Below are 24,801 nucleotides of genomic sequence, written 5' to 3'. Positions count from 1 at the left end.
CCCGCCTGCGGCATGGTGCGCGCCAGTTCGGACCGGATTTTCGCGAAGGGGGATCGGCAGATGAGTGACGCCTATGACGTCGTGGTGATCGGCGCGGGGCCGGGCGGTTATGTGGCCGCGATTCGGGCGGCGCAGCTCGGCATGAAGACGGCCTGCGTCGAGGCGCGCGAGACGCTGGGCGGCACCTGCCTCAACATCGGCTGCATCCCCTCCAAGGCGATGCTTCACGCCTCGCAGATGTTCGCCGAGGCCGGCGGCGAGATGGCGCATCTGGGGATCAAGATGTCGCCCAAGCTCGATCTCAAGCAGATGATGGCTCACAAGTCCGAGACCGTGGAGGCCAACGTCAAAGGCATTGAGTTCCTGTTCAAGAAGAACAAGGTCGACTGGATCCGCGGCTGGGCCAAGTTGGCCGGCGGCGGCAAGGTCGAAATCGCCGGCGGCAAGGATAAGGGCAAGACCGTCGAGGCCAAGCACGTCATCATAGCCGCCGGCTCCGAATCCACGCCGATCCCGAATGTCGAGGTCGATGAGAAGCAGATCGTCACCTCCACCGGCGCGTTGGAGCTGGGCAAGGTTCCGAAGCATCTGGTGGTGATCGGCGGCGGCGTGATCGGGCTGGAGATGGGCTCGGTCTGGCAGCGCCTGGGCGCAAAGGTCACGGTGGTGGAGTATCTCGACCGCATCCTGCCGACGATGGACGGCGAGGTCTCCAAACAGTTCCTGCGGATTCTGAAAAAGCAGGGAATGGAGTTCAAGCTGAAGTCCAAGGTGACCGGCGCCGAAAAGACCAAGTCCGGCGTCAAGCTGTCGGTCGAGCCGGCCGCCGGCGGCGACGCCGAGGAGATTCAGGCCGACGTCGTGCTCGTCGCGGTCGGTCGTCGGCCCTTCACCCAAGGGCTGGGCCTCGAGGAGGCCGGCGTCGAGACCGACAAGCGCGGCTTCATCCAGGTCGACGCCGGCTACCGCACCAATGTCGAGGGCGTCTACGCCGTCGGCGACTGCGCGCCGGGCCCCATGCTGGCCCACAAGGCCGAGGACGAGGGCGCGCTGTGCGCCGAGATGATCGCCGGCCAAAAGCCGCATCTCAACTACGACGCCATCCCGAACATCGTCTACACCGAGCCCGAGGTCGCCTCGATCGGCAAGACCGAGGAGGACCTGAAGGAGGCGGGGATCGAGTACGTCGCCGGCAAGTTCCCCTTCTCCGCCAACGGCCGCGCGCGGGCGATGCTGGCGACCGAAGGCTTCGTGAAGATCCTGGCCGACAAGAAGACCGATCGCGTGCTGGGCGCGCACATCATCGGGCGCGAGGCCGGCGGCATGATCCACGAGATCGCGCTGGCGATCGAGTTCGGCGCCTCGGCGGAGGATGTGGCCCGGACCTGCCACGGCCACCCGACGCTGAACGAGGCGGTGCGCGAGGCGGCGCTCGCGGTCGACGGCCGGCCGATCCACATTTAGGGCCGGGCGTGTGACGCCCCGGCCGCCCGCCGCCTCCCAGCCCGCCCTCGGCGATCGCGCCAGCGTCTTCATTCTGCTGGCCGCGGCCTGCGGCTTTTTGATGCTGCCCGTCGGCGACACCTTCGGAAAGATCATGGGCGAGGCCGGCGTGGCCCCGACCCAGATCGCCTGGGGCCGGTGGGCCGCGCAGACGGTGATCCTGACCCCCGTCGTCTTCTGGCTGTACGGCGCCCGGCCGGTTCTGCGGCCGACGCGGCTTGATCTCCAGCTGCTGCGCGCGCTGCTGATCGGACTCGCGACGATCTGCTACTTCACCGCGATCCGCGACGTGCCGTTGGCCGACGCGGCCGGCGTTCTCTTCATCGCGCCCCTGTTGGTGACCGCCCTATCGGCCCTGCTGTTGAAGGAGCATGTCGGGATCCGCCGCTGGTCGGCCGTGGTCGTCGGGTTTCTCGGCATGCTGCTGATCGTGAAGCCGGGCACAGGCGCCTTCCAGCCGGGCGCGTTGTGGGCGCTGGGCGCGGCGTTTCTGTTCGCCGGCTTCATGGTGCTGACGCGCCGCATGGCGGGACTCAACAAGCCGCTGATCACGCTATGGTGGGCGGGGGCGGTCAGCACCGTCGGCATGGGCGCGCTGATCGTCCCGATCTGGACGCCGATCGGCTGGGCGGAAATCGCCATGATGTGCGCCATGGGCGCGATCATGGCGCTCGGCCATCTGCTGATCATCTGGGCGGCGGACAGGGTGGAGGCGAGCGCGATGGCGCCGTTGCCCTATCTTGAAATGGTGATGGCGACGGTGATGGGCTATGTCGTCTTCGGCGACTTTCCGACGGCCGTCACCTGGGCCGGCTGCGGGATCGTCATCGCCGCCGGGCTTTTCGTCGTCTTCCGCGAGCGCCGCGCGGCGCCGCTGCCGGACCATTGAGCCCGCGCCCCGAGAGGCGTAGCATCGGCGCGTCCCCGAAACAGGAGAGCCGAGCGATGGCCGAACAACAATACGTATCCTGGACCCGCATGGAGGACGGCACGGCCGAGGATTGGGCGCTTCTCGACGAGAAGGAGCGCGCCTTCAACGCCGATCATGTGGACCGGGTTTTGGCGCAGCTGAAGACGCTGGACGTGGACTGGGGCGGCTACCGCGTCACCCGCTTCGAGCACTCGCTGCAGTCCGCGACGCGCGCCCATCGCGACGGCGCGGACGAGGAAATGGTGGTCGCCGCCTTGCTGCACGACATCGGCGACATCCTCTCGCCCTATAACCATTCCGAGGCCGCGGCCGCGCTGCTCAAGCCCTATGTCAGCGAACGCGTCCATTGGGTGATCAAGCATCACGGTCTGTTCCAGGGCTATTACTACAATCACTTCATGGGCGGCGACCGCAACGCCCGCGACATGCACAAAGACCATCCGTTCTACGAGGACTGCGTCTACTTCTGCGCCAACTACGATCAGAACGCCTTCGATCCCGACTACGACAGCGAGCCGTTGGCGTTCTTCGAGCCGATGGTCCGCCGCGTCCTGGCGACGCCGAAATTCGGTCATCTGGAATTGGGGAACGACGAGCCGGCGGCGGCGGAGTAGGGGACGGGACGCCTATCGTCCCTGCGCGACGTCGCCCCTCCCTGACGGACGTCGGGGTCCAGGGCGGTCCGCACCGTCGGCGCTCTGCCGCGCTCGGCCTCGTTTTTCATTAGAGCTTGGGCGTGGCGGCGATCCCCGCCGTCGCTCAAATCTGCAGAGCCGGCGTCGGCCCGTCCTCCTCCAACTCCCAGCGCGCCGTCCAGGCCCCGTCGTCCCGCGCCAAGACCAGGTAGTTGCGCTGGGCGACGTAGGTCGCGCGCTGTCCCGGCAGCGGGCGCAGGGCGATCGGATGCGCCGGCAGCGGCGCTTCGCCCAGCGAGGCGAGGAGCCCCAGTCCGCGGGCGTAGCCCTTGGCCGGGGCCGGATGGGTGACGCCGGAGGCGACCAACTGGTGGACCGGTCCGCCCTCGACGGCCAAGGTCCCGCGCGTCGCCAGATGGATCTCGCCGGAGAGCAGCGTCGCGCGCCGCCCGTCTGCGCGATGCAGGTCGATCACCGTCTGCAGGAAGCGCTTCCATTCGTCGCGGTGCGCGCGGCTCTGCCATTGGTCGCGCAAATCGTCCTCGTACTTCTGCATCGTCGGCGTCAGGATCATCACCGCCTCGACCCAGGAGAGCCGGGGGCCCAGCGCCGGCACGCTGGAGAGGATGAAGGCGCGCCCGCCGTCGGGACGCTCGGCGGCCGCGCGCGTCGCCTCCAGGAACCCGGCCCAGCCGCGCTTGCCCATCACCCGCCAGGGTCGGCGCTCCGAGCGCAGGTCCGGCGCGATCAGATCGACGCCGGGCAGCGCCGCCCGCCAGCCCAGGCTGCGGCCGCTCTGATCTATGCAGATCGACGGCGTCTCCTCCGGATGGGCGCCCATCTGAAAGACCAGGAAGCAAGCGCGCGCCACCTCGAACAGCACCTCGCCGATCTTGCGGTCCAGCTTCACCGCCGGCAGCGATCCCCAGCCGTCACAGATGTCGTGGTCGTCCCACATGGCGAGCGAGGGAATTCGCGCGCTGAGCCAGTCGAACGGCGGCTCCGCGAAGGTCTGGAGGTACCGCTCGAACAGGGTCTCATGCAGCGCCGCACGCGCGTCCTCCGCCGTCGCGGCGTCGACGTCCTTCGGCCGCGCCCGCTTGGCCCAGGCCTGCACGGCCGGATGGCATTCCAGGATTTCGTCGGCGTAGAGCTGATCGCCGCCGTGCAGCAACAGGTGGAAGGGACGTTCGGCGTGCTCCGCGGCCATGCACGCCCACATCGCGTTGCGCTCGGCCGGGTCGCGATCCCGGTCGCCGTGCTCCTGGCCGTTGCAAGACGCGTAGGCGAGCCGCAGGTCCCCGTCATAGGCGGCGTTGACGGGATAGGTCTCGCCCTCGAAACGGTATTCGCACGGCCCGCCGGCCGGCAGCGTGAAGCTGTAGCCGAAGGCGCGCCGCCCCGCGCCGGCCAGCAGCGCCCGAGGCGCGGCCGGCCCGCCCTCGGTCTCGATCGCCGGCGGAGTCTCGCCCTCGGGCCGCACCACCACGGCCGCGAGCCGCAGGCGTCCGCCCTCTAGTCCGCGGAAAAAGAGGATCGGGCCAAGCCGATCCGGCGTCTCGCCCCGCATTGCCTCCGCGCCGATCACCCGCACCCTCACGCTCCGTTCGCCCTCGCCCCCCTCTCAAATAGGGAGCGGATCGGGATCGCCAAGCGTGAGAAGGTCAGGCCAACAGCCGTGCGTCGAAAGGATATCGGGTCAGGTTCTCGACCCCGGTCTCGGTGACGACCACCTGGTCCTCCAGCTTGACGCCGCAGGGGCCGCCGACCTCGCCGAAATAGACCTCGACGCACAGGCACATGCCCGGCTCCAGCACGCCGTCATAGCCGCAGGCGCCCCAATCTTCGGGATAGCGCAGGGAGGGGTATTCGTCGCACAGCCCGACGCCGTGATACATCACGCCGTAACGTTGCTGACGGTACTCGGCCGGCAGTTTCTCGCCCCGCTCCATCAGTTCGCGAAAGGAGACCCCGGGTCCGAGCAGCGCCATGTTGGTCTGGATGTGCGCGTAGGCCCGCTTGTAGAGATCGCGTTCGTAGTCGCTGGGCGGCGCTTCGCCGATCTTCCAGGTGCGCGACAGATCGGCGCAATAGCCGTAGGGGCCGACCAGATCGGTGTCGAAGGCCAGGATGTCGCCGTCGCGCATGACGCGCGGTCCGCATTCCTGGAACCAGGGATTGGTCCGCGGACCGGAGGACAGAATGCGGGTCTCGATCCACTCTCCCCCGCGGATATGGTTGCCCCGCTGCAGCACGGCCCAGGCGTCGACCTCCGTCATGCCGGGTTGGGCGGCCTCCTCCATCTCGGCCATCGCGGCCTCGCACGAGGCGATGGCGCAGCGCATGGCGTTCAGCTCGTTCGCGTCCTTGATCTTGCGCGCGTGCTCGGTGACCGCTTGGCCCTCCAGCACGTGAAAGCCCAGGGCCTCCAGGGCGCGCAGGCCGGCGATCTCGATCTTGTCGACGGCGAGGCGCCGGGCCGCCGGCCCGCAGCGCTCGCGGACGATCTCCGCCACCTCGCCCGCGAAGCGCGCGGCGTGCTCAGCCCCGCGTTCGGCCGATTCGAAATAGAAGAAGCTCGCCCCGTGGCGCAGGTCCTTCACCAGCGGCAGGTGGGCGGAGAGATGGTCGCTGGCGTGAAAATCCCACAGCGTCACATGCCCGTCCGCCGTCACCAGACAGGCCCGGCAGGGGTTATGGGTGATCCACAGCTGCATGTTGGTCGTGTCGGTCGCGTAGCGGATGTTCAAGGGATCGAAGACCAGCAGCGCGTCGATCTCGCGCCGCGCCAGTTCGCCGACGAGGCGCGAGAGCCGATAAGCCCGCAGCCGCTCCAGATTGGGCGGCGTCAGGCCGAGCGCCGCCCACTCCTCGAAGGCGAGGTCGCTCGGCCCGATCTCGACCCGGTCGTAGTCGTTGGGCGTCCCGTCGGGCAGCGTCTCGCCATTGGCGATGCGTCGGCGCGCCGGCGTGCGATAGGGGTCGATCTTCCGGGCCGCGCCCACCACCAACGGATCCGCCGACATGCGCCTCGCTCCTTCCGACGCCGATCTCTGTGACGGAAAGAGGAAAACGCTTTTCGTCGGGGCGCAAGCGCGCCTGCGACACAAGCAGGTCGCATTTAGCCGCATCCCGCGAGAGCGAGGCGCGCTCAGACGCCGCGGCGACGTCCCGCCGACCCGCCGCCGCGCGTGCGCGCGCTCATCCAGCCGAGGAAGATCAGCCACAGCACCGGGGCGACGATCAGCGCGACGATCGCCAGCGTCTGCGTCGCCTCGTCGAGCCGGCTCACCTGGACGGCGCGCAGTCCTAGGCCCGTTCCGCCGCTGACCAGGGCCGTCAGCAGGGTCGCCGCCGCGATCGCCGGCATGTCGCTTGCGCCGAACCAACCGCGACGCTCGCCGAGAAACCACAAGGGAACCAACGCGACCGCGAGGCCGTACAGGGCCGCCGCCGACACGAAGCCGTTCATGTCCGTTTGTCTCCGAAAGCAGAGGCGGGATCGCCTCTCAGATCCAGAAGATGCGCCCGGGCCGTCGCGACCGCCAGGAGGCGAACGCCGGATATTTTCTAATGGGTGGCTCAACGCGCCTCGATGCGACGCACGAACTCACGCAGGATGGCGCTCCACAGCTCGTCCTTCAACACCTTGTCCTCGACCCCGGCGTCCAGATTGGGGTTGTCGTTGACCTCGACGACCATCGGGCCGCGCGGCGTCTGCTTGACGTCGACGCCGTAGAGGCCGCTCCCGATCGGCCGTGCGGCGGCGAGCGCCGCGTCGACGATGTCGGAGGGCGCGTTCTCGATCGCCACCGTCTCGAACAGCCCCTCGTCGTGGCCGCCGCCGTCCTCATGTTTGACGATCTGCCAATGGCCCTTGGCCATGAAGTATTTCGAGGCGTAGAGCGGCGCGCCGTTCAGCACGCCGATGCGCCAATCGTAGTCGGTCTCGACGAATTCCTGCGCCAGGATCAGGTCGGACTCCTTCAGCATCGCCTTGCCGATGCTCTCAAGCTCGGCCCGATCGCGCGCCTTCTTCACCCCGCGCGAGAAGCTGGAGTCAGGGATCTTGAGCACCATCGGGAAGCCGATTTCGTCGGCCGCGCGCATCAGGATCGCGCGATCCAGCACCAGCGTCTTCGGGGCCGGCACGGCGTTCGCACGGAACAACTCGGCCAGATACACCTTGTTGCAGCAACGCAGGATCGAGAGCGTGTCGTCGATGCACGGCATTCCCTCCGCCTCCGCGCGTTTGGCGAAGCGATAGGTGTGGTGGTCGAGATTGGTCGTCTCACGGATGAACAGCGCGTCGTATTCGGCGAGCCGGGGCAGGTCCTTGCGCGTGATCAGCTCGACCCGCACGCTGAGCGCGACGCCGGCCTTCGCCAGCTTGTCGAACGCCTTCGGGTTGGAGGGCGGCAGTTCCTCCTTCGGATCGTGCAGCACGGCCAGCGTGTAGCGCGGCGCGGCCTGGGCGTGCGGCGTCGGGCGGGCGCGGCGCGTGTAGCGGTCGAGGCCGCGGGCGAACAGCGCGCGGCCCGCCTCGTCCAGCTTCTTAAGCTTCGGCGCGTCGACGTCGAGGATGCGCCCGCCGCCCTCCGTCGTGAAACGGATGGAAAGGATGGGGCAACGAAACGCGTCGAAGGCGGCCCGCGCCAGCGGGGCCAGCGCGCTCTGGTCGCATTCGCCGAAACAGACCAGCAGAGGACCGTCCGGCGGGGCGTCCTTCAGACGCTTCAGCGCTTTCTGCAACGCTGCGTCCAGATCGCCGAGCGCGCGTGAATAGATCCGCTTCCATCCGACCCACAGCATCGCTTCCGCCGAGGGCAGCATCCGCTCGCCCCGCGCCTCAGCCAGCAACGAGATGTAATAGCCGAGGCCCAGATAGCGCGTATCGGCGCACAGATTGATCAAGCGCGCGCGCTTCGGCGTGCGGGTCTTGCGCGCGATATAGTCGCGCGCCGAGATCACGGTGCGGCCGGGGCCCGGGAAGTCGAAGCTCTTGGGATCGTCGACGACGATGATATGGGCGGTCATGCCTTCCGGTCGCTCGCTTTCGGTCGGATCAACAAGACTGCGCGCTGTTTGGCGCGGCCGTAACGGGTCATGCGCTCGAAGTCCGCGCGCGGGATCGGCAGCAGCATGCGGTCGATCTGGGTCTGCCACTCGTCCGTATCGACGAACGGGTCGTGCACGAAGACGAAGCGCTGGTCCATGTCGGCGACGACGACCCAGTGCGGCGTACGCTCCCGATCGAGGGCGTAGGTGCTGATCAGCACTATCGCAGCCGCGCCTTCGCCGAGCGCCTGCTCTATCTCGCCGAGGCTCAAGCCGGTCTCGGCGATCGGCACGCCGGCTTGCGCGCACTGCGCGATGTAGTCCTCCTGCACCAGCCGGACGACGGCCTTCTTGGCGGGCTTGCGCACCGAATGGACGAACATGACGTCCGGGTCGCGCACATGGACGCTGACCGGGAAGCCGCGCCGGCGCGCCGACAGCGCCAGACCGTAGGGGCTTGTGCCGCCGATGCCGCGGGTCATGAAGACGGTCGTGCTCTCGCGCCAGAGCCGCAGTTCTTCCGTCCGGTCGGCGCGCACCGTCTCGTCCAGCGCGCGCATCGCCATCATCAGGCAGGCCGGTCCGCAGGTGAAGCCCAGCGACTGCGCGATATAAGGAAAGCGCGCGGGGTCGATGGCGCGGTGCGGCGCCAACTCCTTTTCCATCCGGATCGCGTCGCCGGCGTCGTCGTAATAGGCCGTGTAGGCGCCGAACGGCGCATAGCCGGCGGCCTCGTAGAAGCGGATGGCGCGCGCATTGTCGGCGCGGACCTCCAGGCGCAGATGAACCACGCCCCGCTCCGCGGCTTCGGCCTCCACGGCCTCCAGCAAGGCGCGGGCGATTCCGCGACCGCGCTTTTCCGGCGCGACGGCGAAGGAATAAAGGCGCGCCAACGACGTCCCGCGGTGGAACAGGACCATCGCGTAGCCGACAACGCGTCCCGCCTCTCCCGCCACGCCCGGCTCTTCCGCAAGGATGGTCGCCTGACGTCCGCGTTTGAGCAAATGCCGGAAGTTCCGCCGGCTCAACCGATCCCCGTCGAAAGCGGCGTTCTCGACCGCCAGCAAGGCGTCGACATCCGTCAATTGCGCAGCGCGCAGCATCAGCGCGGGATCGCGGGCGTTCTTCGGGGGGGCGACCGACATTCTCCAACCCTCACCAGACCAGGCGGCCGGCGTCTTGTCGCTCGCAGGGGCGAGGCGGGGCGTGCGGTCGTCTTCTATCGCGCGCTCATGCGCTTGTTTCGCCGCGCTGTAAAGCGCATTTTCCGAAGCGTCGCCGCGGCGGCGCAGGGACGGCGGTAAGGGGGCCTCAACCTCGACTGAGAACGGGATTGCGCGGGCGCACGGCTGTCGCCTGCCTGAAACCGCCGCGATCGCCATGCGCGGCCGGACGCATGCGACGGCGCGACCGTCGACCGCCCCTTGACCGCGAGGCGCGCCGGCCGAAATGATTGGGTGTCATTTCTCGAAACGGAGCGCCGCCCATGTGGTTCCTCACCAACCCCGCCAAGCTGACGATGCCGAGCCCGGACGAGGCCCTGCCCGGCCGCGATCGCCCGATGCCGGTTTCGAACGAGCATTGGGTGACGGGCAAGCCGCTGAAGCCGCCTTTTCCGAAAGGCATGGAAAGCGTGCTGTTCGCCATGGGCTGCTTTTGGGGGGCGGAGCGCGTCTTCTGGCAGGCGCCCGGCGTTTATACGACCGCCGTCGGCTATGCCGGCGGCTACACGCCGAACCCGACCTACGAGGAATGCTGCAGCGGCAAGACCGGGCATACGGAAGCCGTGCTGGCGGTCTACGACCCGGGCCGGATCAGCTTCGCCAAACTTCTCAAGTTGTTTTGGGAAAGCCACGATCCGACCCAAGGCAACCGCCAGGGCAATGACGTCGGCACGCAGTACCGATCGGCGATCTACACCACGACCGACCCGCAACTGCGCCTCGCGCGCGAATCCGCGCAGGCCTACGAACAGGTGCTGAAAAGGCACGGGCAGGGCGCGATCACGACGGAGATCAAGCCGGACCAGACGTTTTATTACGCCGAGGAGTATCACCAGCAGTATCTGGCGAAGAACCCGAACGGCTATTGCGGGATCGGCGGACTGGGCGTGACCTGCCCGATGCCGGCGGCGGACCAGCCGGCCGCGGAGTGAGGGCCAAACGGGGCCGCCGTTGGAGTCGGGCCGTCGGAGGGACTCAGCCTTCCTCCTCAATCTCGTAGGGAACGGCCTCCGCCTGCTCCGGCGGCAGGACGGCGCCGGCGGGCGGCGCTTCCTTTTCGCCCGCCTTGGCCGCTTTTTTCGCGTCTTTCCGGATTTTCTTAGGGGCGTCCTTGGAGCCGACATCCGCGCCCGGGCCGTGAAAGTCCCGCACCCCGGCGGTCAGCGCGGCGCAGGCCAGGCGAATGTAGCGCGGGATCTCCAGATCCTTCCCGTCTCGCTCGCCCTTTTCATAATACTGAACAACGCGTCGTTTCAGGCCCAGAGCGTGCGCCGCATCCTTCTGCGAAAGCCCCAGGCTCTTGCGCCAGCGCTTGAAATCGTCCGGCTCCATAGAACGCCCGCCCTGTTGCGATCCCCGCTGACAAATAGCGCACGCCGTGCGCCTCCGCAACAACCTGATAGACGATTTCTGTTACATGTATATGACATTTAATGCGCACAGAGTGCGCTTATACTCTTGAATAGCGCACGAGGTGCGCTAATGTAGGAGTCCCATCAGCGCACCGTGTGCGCTTTTCATAGGACGGCGCGATAGGCCTCGTAACGGGTCCGGCGCGCCGCCCCGCCAACCCCGGCCGGCCGTCTTTGCGGGACCGGTCGGCGCGCCAGAAGGTGAAAGGAGGGCGGCTCTTATGTTCGCAACCACCATCGACCCGGGCGTCGAGATGACGCCGACCGTGGCCGGCACCCTGCTCTATATCGGCGAGGAGGGCGGCTATCGCGACGAACTCAGCTTCGCGCGGCGCGAAGGCGCGGCGAAGCTGCCGCGCGCCAAGCGCAGCCGCACCCTCGACTGGGCCGCTCGGCTCGTCTTTCATGTGGTGTATCCGGGCTGCGACGCCTACGTCACCGATCCGGTCGACGTCCACAAGCTGACCCGCGAGCACGATGACGCGCAGGTGGAGATTCTTCCGGTGCGCGCGGCCTGACCCGCGCCCGCCCGCCGCCGCCCCCGTCGCCCGCCCCCGTCGGCTGCGCCCGTCCGCCGCAACCGCGGCGCCAAAGCCGCCCTCCAACGCCGCTCCTCCAAAGCCGCGGGGCGGGTCGAGAGGCTTGACCGTCGCGAATCCGGGCGGTAGCGTCTCGTCAATGGTGATGACCGGCGGATACGCGCTCCTTCCGGAGCTCCTTCTTCTCGGCCTACTCTAAGGGTGGGCGCGGGGCCACGCCCCATGCGCACATCCCGAAGAGCCCAAGGCCGATCTCGCCCCGCCCGAGATCGTTTCTCCCCCGAGCCCCCGAGAAACCGAGAAGAACAGAATGACCCGCCGCCCGCACACCGCCGAAAGCCTGACCCGCCGGCCCTTGGCCGCGCTGATTTCGTGCGGTCGCACCCGACTTGACGCCCGACTTAGCGCTCGACTTATCGGCGGCCGTCGGACGCGCCCCGCGGCCCCCGGCGGTCGATCCTTCGCCGCAGCTTCGCCTTACCCGATAGAACAGAATGCGCCGCCGGAGAGCGGCGCCCGATGACGAGGACACGACCCATGAACCGCATGCCCGTCGAAAAGTACCGCATGTATGAGCGGATCGACCTGCCCGACCGGACCTGGCCCGGCAAGGTCGTGGACACGGCGCCGATCTGGTGCTCGGTCGACCTGCGAGACGGCAACCAGGCGCTCATCGAGCCGATGGGCCCGGAGCGCAAGCACCGCATGTTCCGCCAGCTCGTCGCGATGGGCTTCAAGGAGATCGAGATCGGGTTTCCCGCCGCCTCCGACACGGACTTCCGATTCTGCCGGGAGTTGATCGAGCAGAACCTGATCCCGGAGGACGTCACCGTCCAGGTCCTGACCCAGGCGCGCGAGCATCTGATCAAGCGCACCTACGAGGCGCTGGAGGGCGTGCGCCGCGCGGTGGTGCACGTCTATAACTCGACCTCCACCGCCCAACGCCGCGTCGTCTTCAACATGGATCAGGAGGGCGTCAAACAGATCGCCGTCGAAGGCGCGCGGATGGTGAAGGAGGAGTCGCTGCGGTTCCCCGACACCGACTGGGTCTTCCAATATTCGCCCGAGAGCTACACTCAGACCGAGATCGACTACGCGCTCGACGTCTGCGAGGCGGTGACGGACGTCTGGGCGCCGACGCCCGACAACAAGTGCATCATCAATCTGCCGGCGACGGTGGAGGTCGCGACCCCCAACGTCTACGCCGACATGATCGAATGGATGCATCGCCGCTTCACGCGCCGGGACTCGATGATCCTGTCAGTCCATCCGCACAACGACCGGGGCACCGGCGTCGCGGCCGCCGAATTCGCCGTGATGGCCGGCGCGGACCGCATCGAGGGCACGCTGTTCGGCAACGGCGAGCGCACCGGCAACGTCGACATCGTGACGCTGGGCATGAACATGGTCGCGACCGGCGTCGATCCGGGCCTAGACTTCACCGACATCCCCTCGATGCGCAAGGTGGCGGAGTACTGCAACCAGCTGCCGGTCCATCCGCGCCATCCCTACGCCGGCGATCTGGTCTTCACCGCTTTCTCAGGCAGCCATCAGGACGCCATCAACAAGGGCCTGAAGGCCGTGCGCGAGAGCAATTCCGGCGTCTGGGACGTCCCCTATCTGCCGATCGACCCGAAGGACGTCGGCTCCTCCTACGAGGCGGTGATCCGGGTCAACAGCCAGTCCGGCAAGGGCGGCGTCGCCTACATCATGGAGACCGACTACGGCATCCGCATGCCGCGCAATCTGCAGATCGAATTCTCCAACGTCGTCCAGGGCGTGGCCGACGAGACCGGCAAGGAAATCGCCTCCCAGATGATCTGGGACTCGTTCGAGCGGGAGTACCTCGCCAACGAGACGCCGTTCCAGTTCGTCGATCACCGCACCGCCAGCGACACCCACGCCAGCGAAGTGCGCACCATCATGGCGGTGGTGAAGCGCGACGGCGAGGAGCTCTCGATCTCCGGGCGCGGCAACGGACCGATCGACGCTTACGTCAACGCCCTCAAGGAGGAGGCCGGCGTCGAGCTGCAGGTCACCGACTACAGCGAACACGCGGTCGGCGAAGGGGCGGACGCCACCGCGGTGGCCTATGTGGAGACCCGCACCGGCGACGGCGAACGGCTGTTCGGCGTGGGCCGCCACCCGAACATCGTGACCGCCTCCCTCAAGGCCGTGACCTGCGCCGTCAACCGCGCCCATCGCCGTCAGCTGGAGCAGAAGGCGGCGGAGTGAGGCGGCGTTCCCCCAATCAGCCTCCCCCTTCATGGGGGAGGTTGGAGGGGGTGCGATCTTCGAGAAGACGACTGAGCCGGCGCGCCGCGCCGGGAGTTTTCCAGAGCGCCTTGCGGCGCCGACCGTCCTCAATTCCGTCGACCCAAGAGCCCGCGCGCGATCACCTGCGCCTGGATCTCGCCGGCGCCCTCGAAGATGTTGAGGATGCGCGCGTCGACCAGGAAGCGGCTGATCGGCGTATCCTCCGCATAGCCGATCCCGCCGTGGATCTGCAGCCCGTCGTCCGCGGCCGCCCAGGCGAGGCGCGCGGCCAGCAGTTTCGCCATCCCCGCCTCCACGTCGCTGCGGCGGCCGCTGTCCTTCGCGTCGCAGGCGGCGAAGGTCAGCTGGCGCACCGCCTGCAGCTCGGCCGCGATCAGCGCCAGCTTGTCCGAGACGCGCGGGAAGGCGATCAAGGGCTTGGCGAACTGCCGGCGCGTCGTCGCGTAATCGACGGCCGCCGCCAGCGCGCCCGCGGCGGTTCCGACGGCGCGCGCGGCGGTCTGGATGCGCGCGCTCTCGAACGTGCTCATCAGCTGCGCGAACCCCGCCCCCTCGACGCCGCCCAGCAGGTTCTCGACCGGCACGGCGAAATCGTCGAAGGCGATGTCGTATTCCTTCAGGCCGCGATAGCCGAGCGTGCGGATCTCCGCCCCGCGCAGCCCCGCGACGGGAAACGGGTCGTCCACGCTCCCGCGCGGCTTCTCGGCCAGCAGCATGGAGAGGCCCTTATGCCCGGCCTCGTCCGGGTTCGTGCGCACGAGCAGCGTCATCAGGTCGGAGCGCGCGCCGTGGGTGATCCAGGTTTTCGCGCCGCGCACCAGAAAGCGATCCCCGTCCCGCACCGCGCGGGTCTTCAGGTGCGCAAGGTCGGAGCCTACGTCAGGCTCCGTGAAGACCGCCGTCGGCAGACAGGCGCCGGAGGCGATTCCCGGCAGGAACCGAGCCCTCTGCTGCGCCGTCCCGTTCTGGGCGATCAGATCCCCCGCGATCTCGGAACGCGTGCCCAGCGAGCCGACGCCGAGGTGGGCCGCGCTCAACGCCTCGGTGACGATGCACATCGCCCGCTTGCCCAGGCCCAGGCCGCCGTGCGCCTCCGGGATCGTCAGCCCGAACAGTCCGAGGTCCGCCAGCGCCTCCAGCACGCTCTCCGGGATCAGCGCGTCGCGCTTGTGCCACGCTTGCGCATGGGGGGCGACATGGTCGGCGGCGAAACGCCGGAAGCTCTCGCGCATCAGCGCGCCGTCCTCGCCGCCGTCGGCCAGATCGTCGCCGGGATCGCCCCAGGCGCCGTCAGCCAGCGCCGCGGCCAAGTCGGCGCGGACCTCCGGCGCGCCGCCGGCCGCGATCATCCGGCGCACGGCCGGGTCGCCGGCCAGCACGCCGGCGGCCTCCGGGCAGCCCAGATCGTGGGGGCGCACCGTCTCGCTCTGTCCCATCGGCAGACCGTAGGCGGCGCGCGAGAGATATTCGGAAAAGGCGATCGCGTGCTGCAGGCGCTCCGCCCGGCCGAAGCGCCCGACCGCGTCCAGACGCTCCGCCCAATGCTGCAGCGCCGCCAGCGCCTCCGCGTGGGCGGCGAGCCAGGCGAAGCCGTGCGCGCGGCGTTGCTCGGCCTCGAGCCGCGCGAGGTCGGGCTTGCCGCCCGGATCTATCACCGCCTGCGCCAGAGCGGCGCGCGCGCCGGCGACGTAGCGGCCGAGCGCGTCCAGAGCGGAATGAGCGTCGGCGAAGGGATCAACGGACGTTTCGGTCTGCATGGCCCCGGATGATGCCGGGCGGGACGGATGCGTCAACTGAAAGCGACGCCCAAGCCTATGAGCCCCCCGAGACCGGCCTCGTCCTGCGAGACGGGCGGCCGCGCGCCCGCCGCAGGACAGACCCTCGAGCCTAAGCTTATGCACAACGCCTTCATTCCGGGGAGCGGCCGACAGGCCGCGTCTCGAAGAACGAGGGCGCGGTCGGCTCCTACTGCGGCGCGCCGCGATAGAAGCGCCAGAGGAAGATCGAGCCGGCGCTGCGATAGGGCGCCCAGTGGGCGACCAGAGCGCGCGCCTCCTTGCCCTTCGGCCGATCCTCCAGGCCCTTGAGGCGGCGCAGCGCCTCCTGCAGCGCCATGTCATCGGCCGGAAAAATGTCCGGCCGGCCCAGCGCGAACATTGCGTAGACCTCCGCCGACCATCGCCCGAACCCGCGCAGACCGGTGATCGCCTGGATCACCGCCTCATCCGTCATCGCCGGCAGATCGTCGAGCGGCAAACGCCCGTCGAGGACCGCCACGGCCACGCCGCGGCAATAGGCGACCTTGGGCCGCGAGAGACCGGCGCCGCGCAGCGCCTCGGGATCCAGGGCGAGCAGGCGCTCCGGCGTGACCGCGCCGTCCATCAGCGCCTGCACGCGCGCGTTGATCGCCCCCGCCGCCTCCTTCGAGATCTGCTGGCTGACGACCGCGTCGATCAGCGGCGCGAAGCCGTGCTCCTTCACCCGCGGCTCGGGATAGCCGACGGCTTCGAGCCCGCGGGCGACGTCCGCGTCCTGGGCGGCGAGCGCGTCGAGCGCGGCGTTGAGGGAGGCCTGATCGCGCATGGTCCGGATGCTGATAGCGCGTCCGGGCGCAAGACGCTATACCCGGAGCCATGAGGACGGACGCCGACCCTTCCCCCCCCGTCACGCGCTTCGCGCCGAGCCCGACCGGCCGGCTGCATCTGGGCCACGCCTATTCCGCGCTGGTCGCGGCCCAGGCGGCGGAAGAGGCCGGCGGAACCTTCCTGCTGCGCCTTGAGGACATCGATCAGGGCCGCGCGCGCGCTGAGTACGAGGCGGGGATAATCCAGGATCTGCGCTGGCTGGGGATCGACTGGCCTGAGCCGGTGCGCCGCCAGTCGGAGCATTTCGAGCTTTATCGGGAGTTCCTCCACGCGCTCGAGGAAGGCGGCGTCGCCTATCCCTGCTTTTGCACGCGCAAGGAGATCCAGGCGGAGATCGCGGCGTCCGACAGCGCTCCGCACGGACCCGACGGCCCGCTCTATCCCGGAACCTGCAAGGGTCTTAGCCGCAGCGAGATCGAGGACCGCTTGGCCGAGGGCCGCGCCTACGCCGTGCGCCTCGATATGACGAAGGCCGCGCGCATGGCCGGCCCGCTGAGCTTCGCCGACCGGCGCTTCGGGACCGTCGCGGTCGATCCGGAGAGCTGCGGCGACGTCGTGCTGGCGCGCAAGGACGCCCCCGCCAGCTACCACCTCTGCGTCACGGTCGACGACGCGCTGCAGGGCGTGACGCTGGTGACGCGCGGCGAGGATCTGCTGCATGCGACCCATATCCACCGCATTCTGCAGACCCTCTTGGGCCTGCCCGAGCCGCGCTATCACCACCACCCGCTGCTGACCGACGAGAGCGGCAAACGCCTCGCCAAGCGCGCCGACAGCGAAAGCCTGCAGGCGCTGCGCCAGGCCGGCTGGACGCCGGCGCAGGTGCGCGCCGAGATCGCCGGGCGCGCCGAGGTCGCCGAGAGAGCCCGGCGAGGCGCGCATGACTGAGGAGCCGGCCAAGTCCCCCTGCGACGCGGCCCTGGCGGCCGGCGTCCGGACCGCATTGGCCGAGGCGGGCCCGGCGCCGCCGCCGCCCGGCGCCGCTCCGCAGCCCCGTCGCCGGCGCCTTCCCGGATTCCTGGCCTTTGCCGGCGGCGCGCTCGGCGCCTCGGCGGCCGGTTATCAGGGGGCGGACGCCCTGAGCGTGGCGCTTACGGCGGCGACGTTCGCGCTGCTTACCTTTCTCATGGGACTGCGGCTGGCGCGTCGGATGCACCCGAACCAAGCGGCGGAATGGGTGACGGCGGCGCGACGACACGCGCTCACGGCAGCCGCCGCCGGGCTGTCGGCGAGCGGGCGTCTCTCCTCCGCCGATCGGCTGGCGGCGGAGGATGTAGAAAACCCGACGCTCGATCTCAGACTGCTCGCCCAGGCGGGCGCCGCGCCGCCGAGCGCCGCCGGCTATCTGGAGGAGGCGTTGGCCGGCCGGGCCGCGGGCGTATCCTACGCGCTTGGCGCGGTGGATCATGGAACGCCGACGGCGCAGCCTGGTTCGGAGATGCGCGGGCGCTTGCTGCAGATCGCGTGCGATCGCCAAGTCGAAGGCGCGGCTCTCATGACCTGGGAGACCGGCGCGCTGGCTGAGGCCGCACACGACTGGTTCGCGCGCACGCATTTGAACGCCCGCCCGGTTGCGCCGCCCGCGGGCGTCGACGGCGTGCGCGGGCAAAGCGCGAACGGGACCGCGCCCTTCTCCGACCTGCCGCGGGGCTTCTTCGACGCATTGGGCGGGCTCCTGGGGGGGCGTGACCAACCGCCCTTTTTGTTGGCGGCGACCGATCGCCGGCTGCTGCTCTATCTCCAAGGCGAGGGGGCGCTGACCGGGGACGAGAGCGCCCTGCGCGACGCGCTCACCCGCGCGCAGAGCGACCCGTCGGCGCTCGAGGGTCCGGCGCTGACCGCGGCCGAGGAGATCCTTGCGCTGCACCGCCTCGTCGCGACGCTGGCCGAGCGCTCACCCGCGTCGGAGGCCTGAACAGATTTCGGCGTAGTCCGGCTCTGCGTCCGGCGCGATCAGGCCGCGACGGATGAAGAAGTCGATCAGGACCAGCGCGCAATTGAATTTGAAGCGATCGGTCTCGCGCACGATCTCGATCACCTCCTCGGCCGGCAGACGCATAAAGGCGTGCACCTCCCCGTCCGCGGCCTCGGGCGTGAAGTCCTCCGGCAACTCCAGATCGAAGCAGAACATCTCGTCCGGCTTGAGCCCCGCGGGCAGCGCGTGGCGATAGCTGATCGTCCCGACCGCCTGCGCCCGGGCGGCGAGCGCGGGCGGGATCGCCGCCTCCTCGCCGCACTCCTTCACGAGATTTTCCTGAAGGCCGAGCTCGGCCGGCTGACCGCCGGCGACGGTGTTGTCGAGCTCGCCCGGATAGGTGGGCTTGTCGTGCGCGCGCTCGGCGATCCACAGATCGAACCCGCCGTTCGGCCGGCGGACATAGCCGGTCATGTGGACGCCCCAACTGCGCACGCCGAGAAACGGGGCCGCCGCACGCTCGATCGTCATCAGCGTCGGCCCCCCGTAGCGCTCGGCCACGCGGTAGCGTTCGCCCCGCCAGGCCTCGATATGGCCGGCCTCGGCCAAGTCGGCCAGCGCGCGATCGACCGCCGTCTCGGCCCGGGCGGGCTCGCTTTCAGCCAGCGCGATCCCAACGCCCTCCCGGCGAAAGGCGCCGTCATGGCGCGCCAGCAGCTCAAGGCGGTCGCGGCGCACCCAGCCGATCCGGCGTCCGAACCCATGAAGCCCGACGTAGTCCGCCATGTCGGCGTTGTTGCAGGCGGCGATGCGGTCGAGAAAGCTCATGCGCTTTCCGGCCTCCCTCTTACGCGGCGCGCACCGCATGCGGCCCGCGCGCGGCCGGCGCCTTGGCGCCGACCAAGGCCGCGCGTACGCCGACCATGGCGCGCAGGGTGTCGCCCACGATCGCAGCGCGGCCGGGGGCGAGGCCGGCGACCTGCAGGTCGAGGGTCAATTCCTCGCCGTCCTCGCTGAGGCTTGCGACCAGGCGGGCGGGCGTCAGACCCAGCTTGGCGACGGCGCCCAACAGGCGGGGCAAGGCGCCCGGCTCGGCGTCGGCAAGCACGGTGAAGCAGGCGGTGACGCTCTGGGATTGGGTCGGTTCAGAGACTGGCGACATATCGATCGCTCCTGACGGTTTCGCACAACGCATGACGAGAGGCCCGGCGCGCCGCAGCGGCCGGGGTCGTAATGCGCGGAATGGCGAAACGCGTGAAACGATCGATCATGGCGTTATCGGTAGCGCGGAACGAGATCAGGGGCAAGGGGAGTAAAATGGCCGACGAAAGGCCTCTTCCCGTCATAGGGGGAAGGTGGGAGGGGGAGTGCGATTTTCGTGATAAAATCGACCCGGCGCGACGCGCCGGGATCCGTCAAGCGCGCCTGACGGCGCCCGCCCTTTTCCGGCCCTGCTTCCACCAAACAAGAGGGCGGCCCCGGCTAAGTCGACACCACCGTCCCGAATCCCTTCTCGCGCGCGACTTTCAGGGCGTGAACGGCGATCGCCGTGTCCTGCACGCCGGTCCCGGTCAGGTCGCAGACCGTGATCTGGTCGGCCTCAGTCCGGCCGGGTTTCAGGCCGGCGACGATCTCGCCCAGCTCGGTGACCGGCATGTCTTCGGGCACAAGGCCCGCGCCGACGGCGTGATGCAGTTCGCCGAGGCGCGCGGATTGTTCATGCTTGTCGCAGACGAAGAGCTCGGCCTCCGCCACCACCTCTGGCGCCAGTTCGTTCTTCTGTTCGGCGTCGGCGCCCATCGCGGTGATGTGCAGGCCGGGATGGAGCATGGCGCGGTCGATCAAGGGCTTGCGGCTGGGCGTCGCGGTGACGACGGCGTCCGCCTCACGCACAAGCCCGGAGAGGCTTTCGGAGACGGAGGCCTGACGGCCGGTCAGCCGCGTGATCTCCTGCGCCGCCTTGGCCGCGCCGTCGGGATCGCGGCCCCAGACCAGGATGCGGTCCACCTTGCGCTCGAGGCAGAAGGCCTTGGCCTGCAGGCGGGCCTGCATGCCGGCCCCGACGATCCCCAGGGTCGAGACGCTCTCCGGCGCCAGACAGCGGGCGGCGACGGCGCCGGCGGCGGCGGTGCGCACGTCGGTCAGATAGCCGTTGTCCAGCAGGACGGCCTGGACGACGCCCGTCTCGGCGCTGTGGACGGTCATCAGGCCGTTCGTCGTCGCCAGGCCCTTCTTCGGATTGTCGAAGAAACCGGGGCTGACCTTGACCGCAAAGCCGTCGAGGCCCGGGACGTAGGCCGTCTTCACGTCCACCTCGCCGCGGCGCTCCTCCATGTCCATGCGCAGGATGGGGGGCATCTGGACGGGCTTCGTCGCCAGCGTCGCGAAAGCCTCCGCGATCATGTCGACCGCGCCGGAATCGAGCTCGACGCACGCGCGCAGCTCCTTTTCCGTCAGCACCAGAACGTCCGCCATCGCCTCCTCTCAACCCCGCCTTTACGCAGCCGCTTCCGCCGCGAGATCCACATCCTCGCCCGAGGCTATGCGCGTGAACAAGTCCATATCGACGTTGCGCCCGGTGACGATCACGGCGATGTGATCGCTGGGCCGCGCGACCTTTCCGTGCAGCAGCGCGGCGACGCCGACGGCCGCCCCGCCTTCGACCGCCAGCTGATGCTCGCGGTAAAGCCAACGCATGCCAGACGCGATCTCCCGCTCGTCCAGCAGGATCGTCTCGTCGACCAGATCGCGCACCATCGCGAAAGTGACCTGGTTGTCGAGGCCGATTCCGCCGCCCAGCGAATCCGCCAGGCTCGGCGCCTCCTCCACCGCGACAGGACGGCCGGCGGCGAGGCTCTCATGCATCGCCGCGCCGCGCGCCATGCTGATCCCGACGAGGCGCGCCTGGGGCCGCCGCGCCTTGACCGCGGCGGCGACGCCCGCGATCAGCCCGCCGCCGGAGAGCGGGACGAGCACAGTGTCGACCTCGGGCCAATCCTCCACGAGCTCCAGCCCGCAGGTCCCCTGGCCGGCGACGACGTCCCTGTGATCGAAGGGCGGGATCATCACCATCCCCTCCTGCGCGACCAGCCGCTCGGCCTCGACCGCCGCCTCGTCCTGGCTGCGGCCGACGATGCGGGCTTCGGCGCCCAACGCCTCGACGCCCTCGACCTTGTTGCGGGGAACGAGGGCGGACATGCAGATCACCGCCCGCACGCCGACCTGCGCGGCCGCATAGGCGACGGCGCGGCCGTGATTGCCGGTCGAGCAGCAGGTGACGCCGCGCGCCCGCTCGGCCGCGCCCAGGCTCAGGATGGCGTTGGTCGCGCCGCGCAGCTTGAAGGCGCCGGTCGCCTGCAGTTGGTCGAGCTTCAGGCGCACCTCGCGCCCCGTCTCAGCGCTCAAAGCGGGGCTCGCCACCAGCGGAGAATGGAGCACATGGCCGGCGATCCGGCGACGGGCGGCGTCGATGTCGGCGATCCCCACCGGAAGGTCTGCGGGCTGCGTCATGAGCCACACCATAGGGGCGCGCCCGCGCGCGCATCAAGCGTAGGTTGGACTTGCCCCCGTCGGGAGCGGTATAACCCGCGGAGCGACGGATGAAAGACTGGTTCGGGAGGCTCGCCTATGGCCGCGTTCGAGAAGAAGACTCTGAAGGACTGGGAAGCGCTGGTCGAGACGGAGACCAAGGGCCGGACCCCCGACGAGCTCGCCTGGCGAACGCCCGAAGGGATTTCGATCAAGCCGCTTTATACGGCGGACGACCTGGAGGGGCTGCCGCAGATCGGGACCCTGCCCGGCTTCGCGCCGTTCACCCGCGGGCCGAAGGCGACGATGTATGTCGGCCGGCCCTGGACGGTGCGCCAATACGCCGGCTTCTCTACGGCCGAGGAATCCAACGCCTTCTACAAGCGAAACCTGAAGGCCGGGCAGAAAGGGCTCTCCGTCGCCTTCGATCTGGCGACCCACCGCGGCTATGACAGCGATCATCCGCGCGTCGAGGGCGACGTCGGCAAGGCGGGCGTGGCGATCGATTCCGTCGAGGACATGAAGATCCTGTTCGACGAGATCCCGCTGGAGGAGATGAGCGTCTCCATGACCATGAACGGCGCCGTGCTGCCGATTCTGGCGAACTTCATCGTCGCCGGCGAGGAGCAGGGCTGCCCGCCGGAAAAGCTGAGCGGCACGATCCAGAACGACATCCTGAAGGAGTTCATGGTCCGCAACACCTACATCTACCCGCCCGAGCCCTCGATGCGGATCGTCGCCGACATCATCGAATACACGGCCGAGAAGATGCCGCGCTTCAACTCGATCTCGATCTCCGGCTATCACATGCAGGAGGCGGGCGCGACGCTGACCCAGGAGCTCGCCTTCACGCTGGCCGACGGGCTGGAGTATGTCCGCGCCGCCGCCTCCAAGGGCCTCGATGTGGACAAGTTCGCGCCGCGCCTCAGCTTCTTCTTCTGCATCGGCATGAACTTCTTCATGGAGGCCGCCAAGCTGCGCGCGGCGCGCTACATGTGGGCCGAGCTGATGAAGAAGGAGTTCCAGCCGAAGGATCCGCGCTCGCTGATGCTGCGCACCCACTGCCAGACCTCGGGCTGGTCGCTGACCGAGCAGGACCCCTACAACAACGTGATCCGCACGACGGTGGAGGCGATGGCGGCCGTGCTCGGCGGCGCGCAGTCGCTTCACACCAACGCCTTCGACGAGGCGATCGGGCTGCCGACCGACTTCTCCGCGCGCATCGCGCGCAACACCCAGCTGGTGCTGCAGGAGGAGACCGGGATCACCCAGACGGTCGACCCGCTGGCCGGCAGCTACTACGTCGAGAGCCTCACCGCTTCGCTGATCGAGGAGGCGCAAAAGCTGATCGATCAGGTCGAAGAGATGGGCGGCATGACCAAGGCCGTCGACGAGGGCTGGCCCAAGATGAAGATCGAGGAGGCCGCCGCCCAGCGGCAGGCGCGCATCGACCGGGGCGAGGAGGTGATCGTCGGCGTCAACAAGTACACATCGACCGACAAGGACGAGATCGACATCCTGGACGTCGACAACGCCAAGGTCCGCGACAGCCAGATCGCGCGGCTTAAAAAGGTGCGCGAGAGCCGCGACGAGACGGCCTGCCGCGCCGCGCTCGACGCGCTCTCCAAGGCGGCCGAGAGCAAGGAGGGGAACCTCCTCGCGCTGTCGGTCGAGGCCGCGCGGGCGCGCGCGACGGTCGGCGAGATCTCGGACGCGCTGGAGCGGGTCTTCACCCGCCACCGCGCGACCATCCGCTCGATCACCGGCGTCTACGGCTCGGCCTACGAAGGGGACGAGGGCTTCATGAAGATCAAGGATGAGATCGAGACCTTCGTGGAGGCCGAGGGCCGCCGCCCGCGCATGCTGGTGGTCAAGATGGGCCAGGACGGCCACGACCGCGGCGCCAAGGTGATCGCCACCGCCTTCGCCGACATCGGCTTCGACGTCGATGTCGGCCCGCTTTTCCAGACGCCGGAGGAGGCCGCCGCCCAAGCGATCGAGGCCGACGTCCACGTCGTCGGCGTCTCCAGCCAGGCGGCCGGCCACAAGACGCTGGTCCCGCAGCTGATCAAGGCCTTGAAGGCCGAAGGCGCGGACGACGTGCTGGTCGTCTGCGGCGGCGTCATTCCGCCCCAGGACTACGAGTTCCTGATGCAGGCGGGCGTCGCCGCCGTCTACGGCCCCGGCACCAACATCCCCCACGCGGCGAGCGAAATCCTTCAGCTGATCTCGAAGGCGCAGGCGCAAGCCGCGGAGTAGCGCCGCCCTCTCGAAACGCAGGTCTCCGATCCCTGACGAAAGTCAGGGTCCAGGGCGGCCCGCACCGACCGTAACCTGCGGCCCTGGGTTCTGATTGTCATCAGGGCGCGGGAGAGCAAGGCGGGGCCGAGCGCCCTCAAAACGCCCCGATCCACACCGCCAGATCGGTCAGGGTCTGCAGATAGAACCCGCCCGCCGCCGCCAGCGCGTCCGCGCCGATCGTCCAGAGGCCCCACAAAATCAGGGCGGCGGAGAGGAACGGCCCCGCCCACATCGCGCCGACCGCCAGCGGCGCCGCCACCGCCTTCCACGCCCGATCGCCGTCGGTCAACAGCCGCGCGGCCGGCCGGCGGGCCCAAAGCGGCGCCAGCGCCTGCGCCCCCAACAGGCTCAACCCGCCGTGCACCGCCGTCGGCACGATTGTGGAGAAGACCATGGCGTAGAGCCACCAATAGGCGTGCGGATCGCTGTGCAGCCCCGCGAACAGGACGCCCAGATCCAGAATCGGAACCCCCGCGAGCCCGTTGAGCCCGGCGATCGTCGCCGTCAACGCCGCCCCCAGCGCGAGGAACAACACCAAGGCAATCGCGAGGTCAAACAATCCATACAAGAGCGGTTGCTGTGCTCGCAGGCCCATGCGCATCAATGATAGGGTCGTAGCGTAAGCAAATGCGTTTCCGAGACCCGTCACGACTGGAATAACTGAAAACAAAATAAACATCCATCTAGAGGAAGGGGAAATATTATCTCATTGGATTATAACAGTCGTTAAAATCCAAAACAAAGGAAGTGAAATCAATGTAATTATTTGAAACGGAAAATCTTTTATGAGTGAAAAATAACAAAAGAAATAATAAGAACAAATATAGAAGATCC

22 protein-coding genes are annotated in these 24,801 nt (G+C 68.7%); 9 read left to right on the top strand and 13 right to left on the bottom strand.

The window, feature by feature from the left end; all coding sequences use genetic code 11:
• Positions 1-60 precede the first annotated feature (60 nt).
• From lpdA to RIB45_RS03200, 3 genes are read left to right on the top strand one after another with little or no spacing between them, the layout of a single operon-like run.
• Positions 61-1,464, top strand: a complete 1,404-nt coding sequence (lpdA, locus tag RIB45_RS03210) for a dihydrolipoyl dehydrogenase (RefSeq protein WP_350049085.1) — start codon at positions 61-63, stop codon at positions 1,462-1,464.
• Positions 1,465-1,474: 10 nt separating this feature from the next.
• Complete coding sequence (locus RIB45_RS03205) at positions 1,475-2,392, top strand: DMT family transporter (RefSeq protein ID WP_350048711.1); 918 nt, start codon at positions 1,475-1,477, stop codon at positions 2,390-2,392.
• Positions 2,393-2,448: 56 nt separating this feature from the next.
• On the top strand, positions 2,449-3,048 hold the full coding sequence (locus tag RIB45_RS03200) for an HD domain-containing protein (protein ID WP_350048709.1): 600 nt from the start codon (positions 2,449-2,451) through the stop codon (positions 3,046-3,048).
• A gap of 145 nt (positions 3,049-3,193) precedes the next feature.
• Here the strand turns inward: RIB45_RS03200 and RIB45_RS03195 are convergent, their stop codons facing one another.
• From RIB45_RS03195 to RIB45_RS03175, 5 genes are all read right to left on the bottom strand, one after another.
• Complete coding sequence (locus RIB45_RS03195) at positions 3,194-4,669, bottom strand: alkaline phosphatase D family protein (protein WP_350048707.1); 1,476 nt, start codon at positions 4,667-4,669, stop codon at positions 3,194-3,196.
• Positions 4,670-4,733: 64 nt separating this feature from the next.
• A complete protein-coding gene (locus tag RIB45_RS03190; protein ID WP_350048705.1) occupies positions 4,734-6,095 on the bottom strand; it encodes a M24 family metallopeptidase in 1,362 nt (453 codons plus the stop codon).
• Between the two features lie 125 nt (positions 6,096-6,220).
• On the bottom strand, positions 6,221-6,541 hold the full coding sequence (locus tag RIB45_RS03185; RefSeq protein ID WP_350048703.1) for a hypothetical protein: 321 nt from the start codon (positions 6,539-6,541) through the stop codon (positions 6,221-6,223).
• A gap of 110 nt (positions 6,542-6,651) precedes the next feature.
• On the bottom strand, positions 6,652-8,106 hold the full coding sequence (locus RIB45_RS03180; protein WP_350048701.1) for a RimK family ATP-grasp domain-containing protein: 1,455 nt from the start codon (positions 8,104-8,106) through the stop codon (positions 6,652-6,654).
• Positions 8,103-9,272, bottom strand: coding sequence for a peptidase C39 family protein (locus tag RIB45_RS03175; RefSeq protein WP_350048699.1), 1,170 nt, complete (start codon positions 9,270-9,272; stop codon positions 8,103-8,105). The genes RIB45_RS03180 and RIB45_RS03175 overlap by 4 nt, the downstream gene beginning before the upstream one ends.
• Positions 9,273-9,613: 341 nt before the next feature.
• Between RIB45_RS03175 and msrA the strand changes: the two genes are divergently transcribed.
• Entirely contained in the window at positions 9,614-10,282 is a 669-nt protein-coding gene (msrA, locus tag RIB45_RS03170) for a peptide-methionine (S)-S-oxide reductase MsrA (protein WP_350048697.1), read from the top strand.
• 43 nt (positions 10,283-10,325) lie between these two features.
• On the opposite strand, the gene RIB45_RS03165 is transcribed toward msrA, so the two are convergent.
• Positions 10,326-10,682 carry a helix-turn-helix domain-containing protein gene (locus tag RIB45_RS03165; protein ID WP_350048695.1) on the bottom strand — a complete coding sequence of 119 codons (357 nt, stop codon included), beginning with the start codon at positions 10,680-10,682 and terminating at the stop codon, positions 10,326-10,328.
• Positions 10,683-10,983: 301 nt separating this feature from the next.
• Between RIB45_RS03165 and RIB45_RS03160 the strand changes: the two genes are divergently transcribed.
• Positions 10,984-11,280, top strand: coding sequence for a hypothetical protein (locus RIB45_RS03160; protein ID WP_350048693.1), 297 nt, complete (start codon positions 10,984-10,986; stop codon positions 11,278-11,280).
• A 558-nt stretch (positions 11,281-11,838) separates the two neighbouring features.
• The gene (gene leuA / locus RIB45_RS03155) at positions 11,839-13,536 is read left to right on the top strand and encodes a 2-isopropylmalate synthase (RefSeq protein ID WP_350048691.1); all 1,698 of its coding nucleotides are present in this window, start codon (positions 11,839-11,841) and stop codon (positions 13,534-13,536) included.
• Positions 13,537-13,664: 128 nt separating this feature from the next.
• Here the strand turns inward: leuA and RIB45_RS03150 are convergent, their stop codons facing one another.
• Entirely contained in the window at positions 13,665-15,335 is a 1,671-nt protein-coding gene (locus tag RIB45_RS03150) for an acyl-CoA dehydrogenase family protein (protein ID WP_350048689.1), read from the bottom strand.
• Positions 15,336-15,543: 208 nt separating this feature from the next.
• The gene (locus RIB45_RS03145) at positions 15,544-16,161 is read right to left on the bottom strand and encodes a DNA-3-methyladenine glycosylase family protein (protein WP_350048687.1); all 618 of its coding nucleotides are present in this window, start codon (positions 16,159-16,161) and stop codon (positions 15,544-15,546) included.
• 50 nt (positions 16,162-16,211) lie between these two features.
• Here RIB45_RS03145 and gluQRS point away from each other — a divergent pair, with 50 nt between their 5' ends.
• Entirely contained in the window at positions 16,212-17,111 is a 900-nt protein-coding gene (gene gluQRS, locus RIB45_RS03140) for a tRNA glutamyl-Q(34) synthetase GluQRS (protein WP_350048685.1), read from the top strand.
• On the top strand, positions 17,104-18,138 hold the full coding sequence (locus tag RIB45_RS03135) for a hypothetical protein (RefSeq protein WP_350048683.1): 1,035 nt from the start codon (positions 17,104-17,106) through the stop codon (positions 18,136-18,138). The genes gluQRS and RIB45_RS03135 overlap by 8 nt, the downstream gene beginning before the upstream one ends.
• Here the strand turns inward: RIB45_RS03135 and RIB45_RS03130 are convergent.
• The 4 genes from RIB45_RS03130 to eutB form a co-directional block, all read right to left on the bottom strand.
• Positions 18,118-18,966, bottom strand: a complete 849-nt coding sequence (locus RIB45_RS03130; RefSeq protein ID WP_350048681.1) for an NUDIX hydrolase — start codon at positions 18,964-18,966, stop codon at positions 18,118-18,120. The genes RIB45_RS03135 and RIB45_RS03130 overlap by 21 nt on opposite strands.
• A gap of 19 nt (positions 18,967-18,985) precedes the next feature.
• Positions 18,986-19,300, bottom strand: coding sequence for an ACT-like domain-containing protein (locus tag RIB45_RS03125; protein ID WP_350048679.1), 315 nt, complete (start codon positions 19,298-19,300; stop codon positions 18,986-18,988).
• A gap of 320 nt (positions 19,301-19,620) precedes the next feature.
• Positions 19,621-20,613 carry a cyclodeaminase gene (locus RIB45_RS03120; protein WP_350048677.1) on the bottom strand — a complete coding sequence of 331 codons (993 nt, stop codon included), beginning with the start codon at positions 20,611-20,613 and terminating at the stop codon, positions 19,621-19,623.
• A 21-nt stretch (positions 20,614-20,634) separates the two neighbouring features.
• A complete protein-coding gene (gene eutB / locus RIB45_RS03115; RefSeq protein WP_350048675.1) occupies positions 20,635-21,648 on the bottom strand; it encodes a hydroxyectoine utilization dehydratase EutB in 1,014 nt (337 codons plus the stop codon).
• 117 nt (positions 21,649-21,765) lie between these two features.
• Between eutB and scpA the strand changes: the two genes are divergently transcribed.
• Positions 21,766-23,925: a methylmalonyl-CoA mutase gene (gene scpA, locus RIB45_RS03110; RefSeq protein WP_350048673.1), complete on the top strand. Its 2,160-nt coding sequence runs from the start codon at positions 21,766-21,768 to the stop codon at positions 23,923-23,925.
• Between the two features lie 136 nt (positions 23,926-24,061).
• Here the strand turns inward: scpA and RIB45_RS03105 are convergent, their stop codons facing one another.
• Positions 24,062-24,502 (bottom strand): hypothetical protein, encoded by a 441-nt coding sequence (locus tag RIB45_RS03105; protein WP_350048671.1) that lies wholly within the window; start codon positions 24,500-24,502, stop codon positions 24,062-24,064.
• Positions 24,503-24,801 lie beyond the last annotated feature (299 nt).

The organism is Marivibrio sp. (genome assembly GCF_040218065.1).
GTDB lineage: Bacteria > Pseudomonadota > Alphaproteobacteria > UBA8366 > Aestuariispiraceae > Marivibrio.
This window is presented reverse-complemented; position numbering and strand designations above follow the sequence as displayed.

What these genes read in the sequence shown, in the direction of transcription:
- lpdA (WP_350049085.1), top strand. Translation starts at nt 61, where the DNA reads ATGAGTGACGCCTATGACGTCGTGGTGATCGGCGCGGGGCCGGGCGGT.
- RIB45_RS03200 (WP_350048709.1), top strand. Translation starts at nt 2,449, where the DNA reads ATGGCCGAACAACAATACGTATCCTGGACCCGCATGGAGGACGGCACG.
- RIB45_RS03190 (WP_350048705.1), bottom strand. Translation starts at nt 6,095, where the DNA reads ATGTCGGCGGATCCGTTGGTGGTGGGCGCGGCCCGGAAGATCGACCCC.
- RIB45_RS03185 (WP_350048703.1), bottom strand. Translation starts at nt 6,541, where the DNA reads ATGAACGGCTTCGTGTCGGCGGCGGCCCTGTACGGCCTCGCGGTCGCG.
- RIB45_RS03180 (WP_350048701.1), bottom strand. Translation starts at nt 8,106, where the DNA reads ATGACCGCCCATATCATCGTCGTCGACGATCCCAAGAGCTTCGACTTC.
- RIB45_RS03175 (WP_350048699.1), bottom strand. Translation starts at nt 9,272, where the DNA reads ATGTCGGTCGCCCCCCCGAAGAACGCCCGCGATCCCGCGCTGATGCTG.
- msrA (WP_350048697.1), top strand. Translation starts at nt 9,614, where the DNA reads ATGTGGTTCCTCACCAACCCCGCCAAGCTGACGATGCCGAGCCCGGAC.
- RIB45_RS03165 (WP_350048695.1), bottom strand. Translation starts at nt 10,682, where the DNA reads ATGGAGCCGGACGATTTCAAGCGCTGGCGCAAGAGCCTGGGGCTTTCG.
- RIB45_RS03160 (WP_350048693.1), top strand. Translation starts at nt 10,984, where the DNA reads ATGTTCGCAACCACCATCGACCCGGGCGTCGAGATGACGCCGACCGTG.
- leuA (WP_350048691.1), top strand. Translation starts at nt 11,839, where the DNA reads ATGAACCGCATGCCCGTCGAAAAGTACCGCATGTATGAGCGGATCGAC.
- RIB45_RS03150 (WP_350048689.1), bottom strand. Translation starts at nt 15,335, where the DNA reads ATGCAGACCGAAACGTCCGTTGATCCCTTCGCCGACGCTCATTCCGCT.
- RIB45_RS03145 (WP_350048687.1), bottom strand. Translation starts at nt 16,161, where the DNA reads ATGCGCGATCAGGCCTCCCTCAACGCCGCGCTCGACGCGCTCGCCGCC.
- gluQRS (WP_350048685.1), top strand. Translation starts at nt 16,212, where the DNA reads ATGAGGACGGACGCCGACCCTTCCCCCCCCGTCACGCGCTTCGCGCCG.
- RIB45_RS03135 (WP_350048683.1), top strand. Translation starts at nt 17,104, where the DNA reads ATGACTGAGGAGCCGGCCAAGTCCCCCTGCGACGCGGCCCTGGCGGCC.
- RIB45_RS03130 (WP_350048681.1), bottom strand. Translation starts at nt 18,966, where the DNA reads ATGAGCTTTCTCGACCGCATCGCCGCCTGCAACAACGCCGACATGGCG.
- RIB45_RS03125 (WP_350048679.1), bottom strand. Translation starts at nt 19,300, where the DNA reads ATGTCGCCAGTCTCTGAACCGACCCAATCCCAGAGCGTCACCGCCTGC.
- RIB45_RS03120 (WP_350048677.1), bottom strand. Translation starts at nt 20,613, where the DNA reads ATGGCGGACGTTCTGGTGCTGACGGAAAAGGAGCTGCGCGCGTGCGTC.
- eutB (WP_350048675.1), bottom strand. Translation starts at nt 21,648, where the DNA reads ATGACGCAGCCCGCAGACCTTCCGGTGGGGATCGCCGACATCGACGCC.
- scpA (WP_350048673.1), top strand. Translation starts at nt 21,766, where the DNA reads ATGGCCGCGTTCGAGAAGAAGACTCTGAAGGACTGGGAAGCGCTGGTC.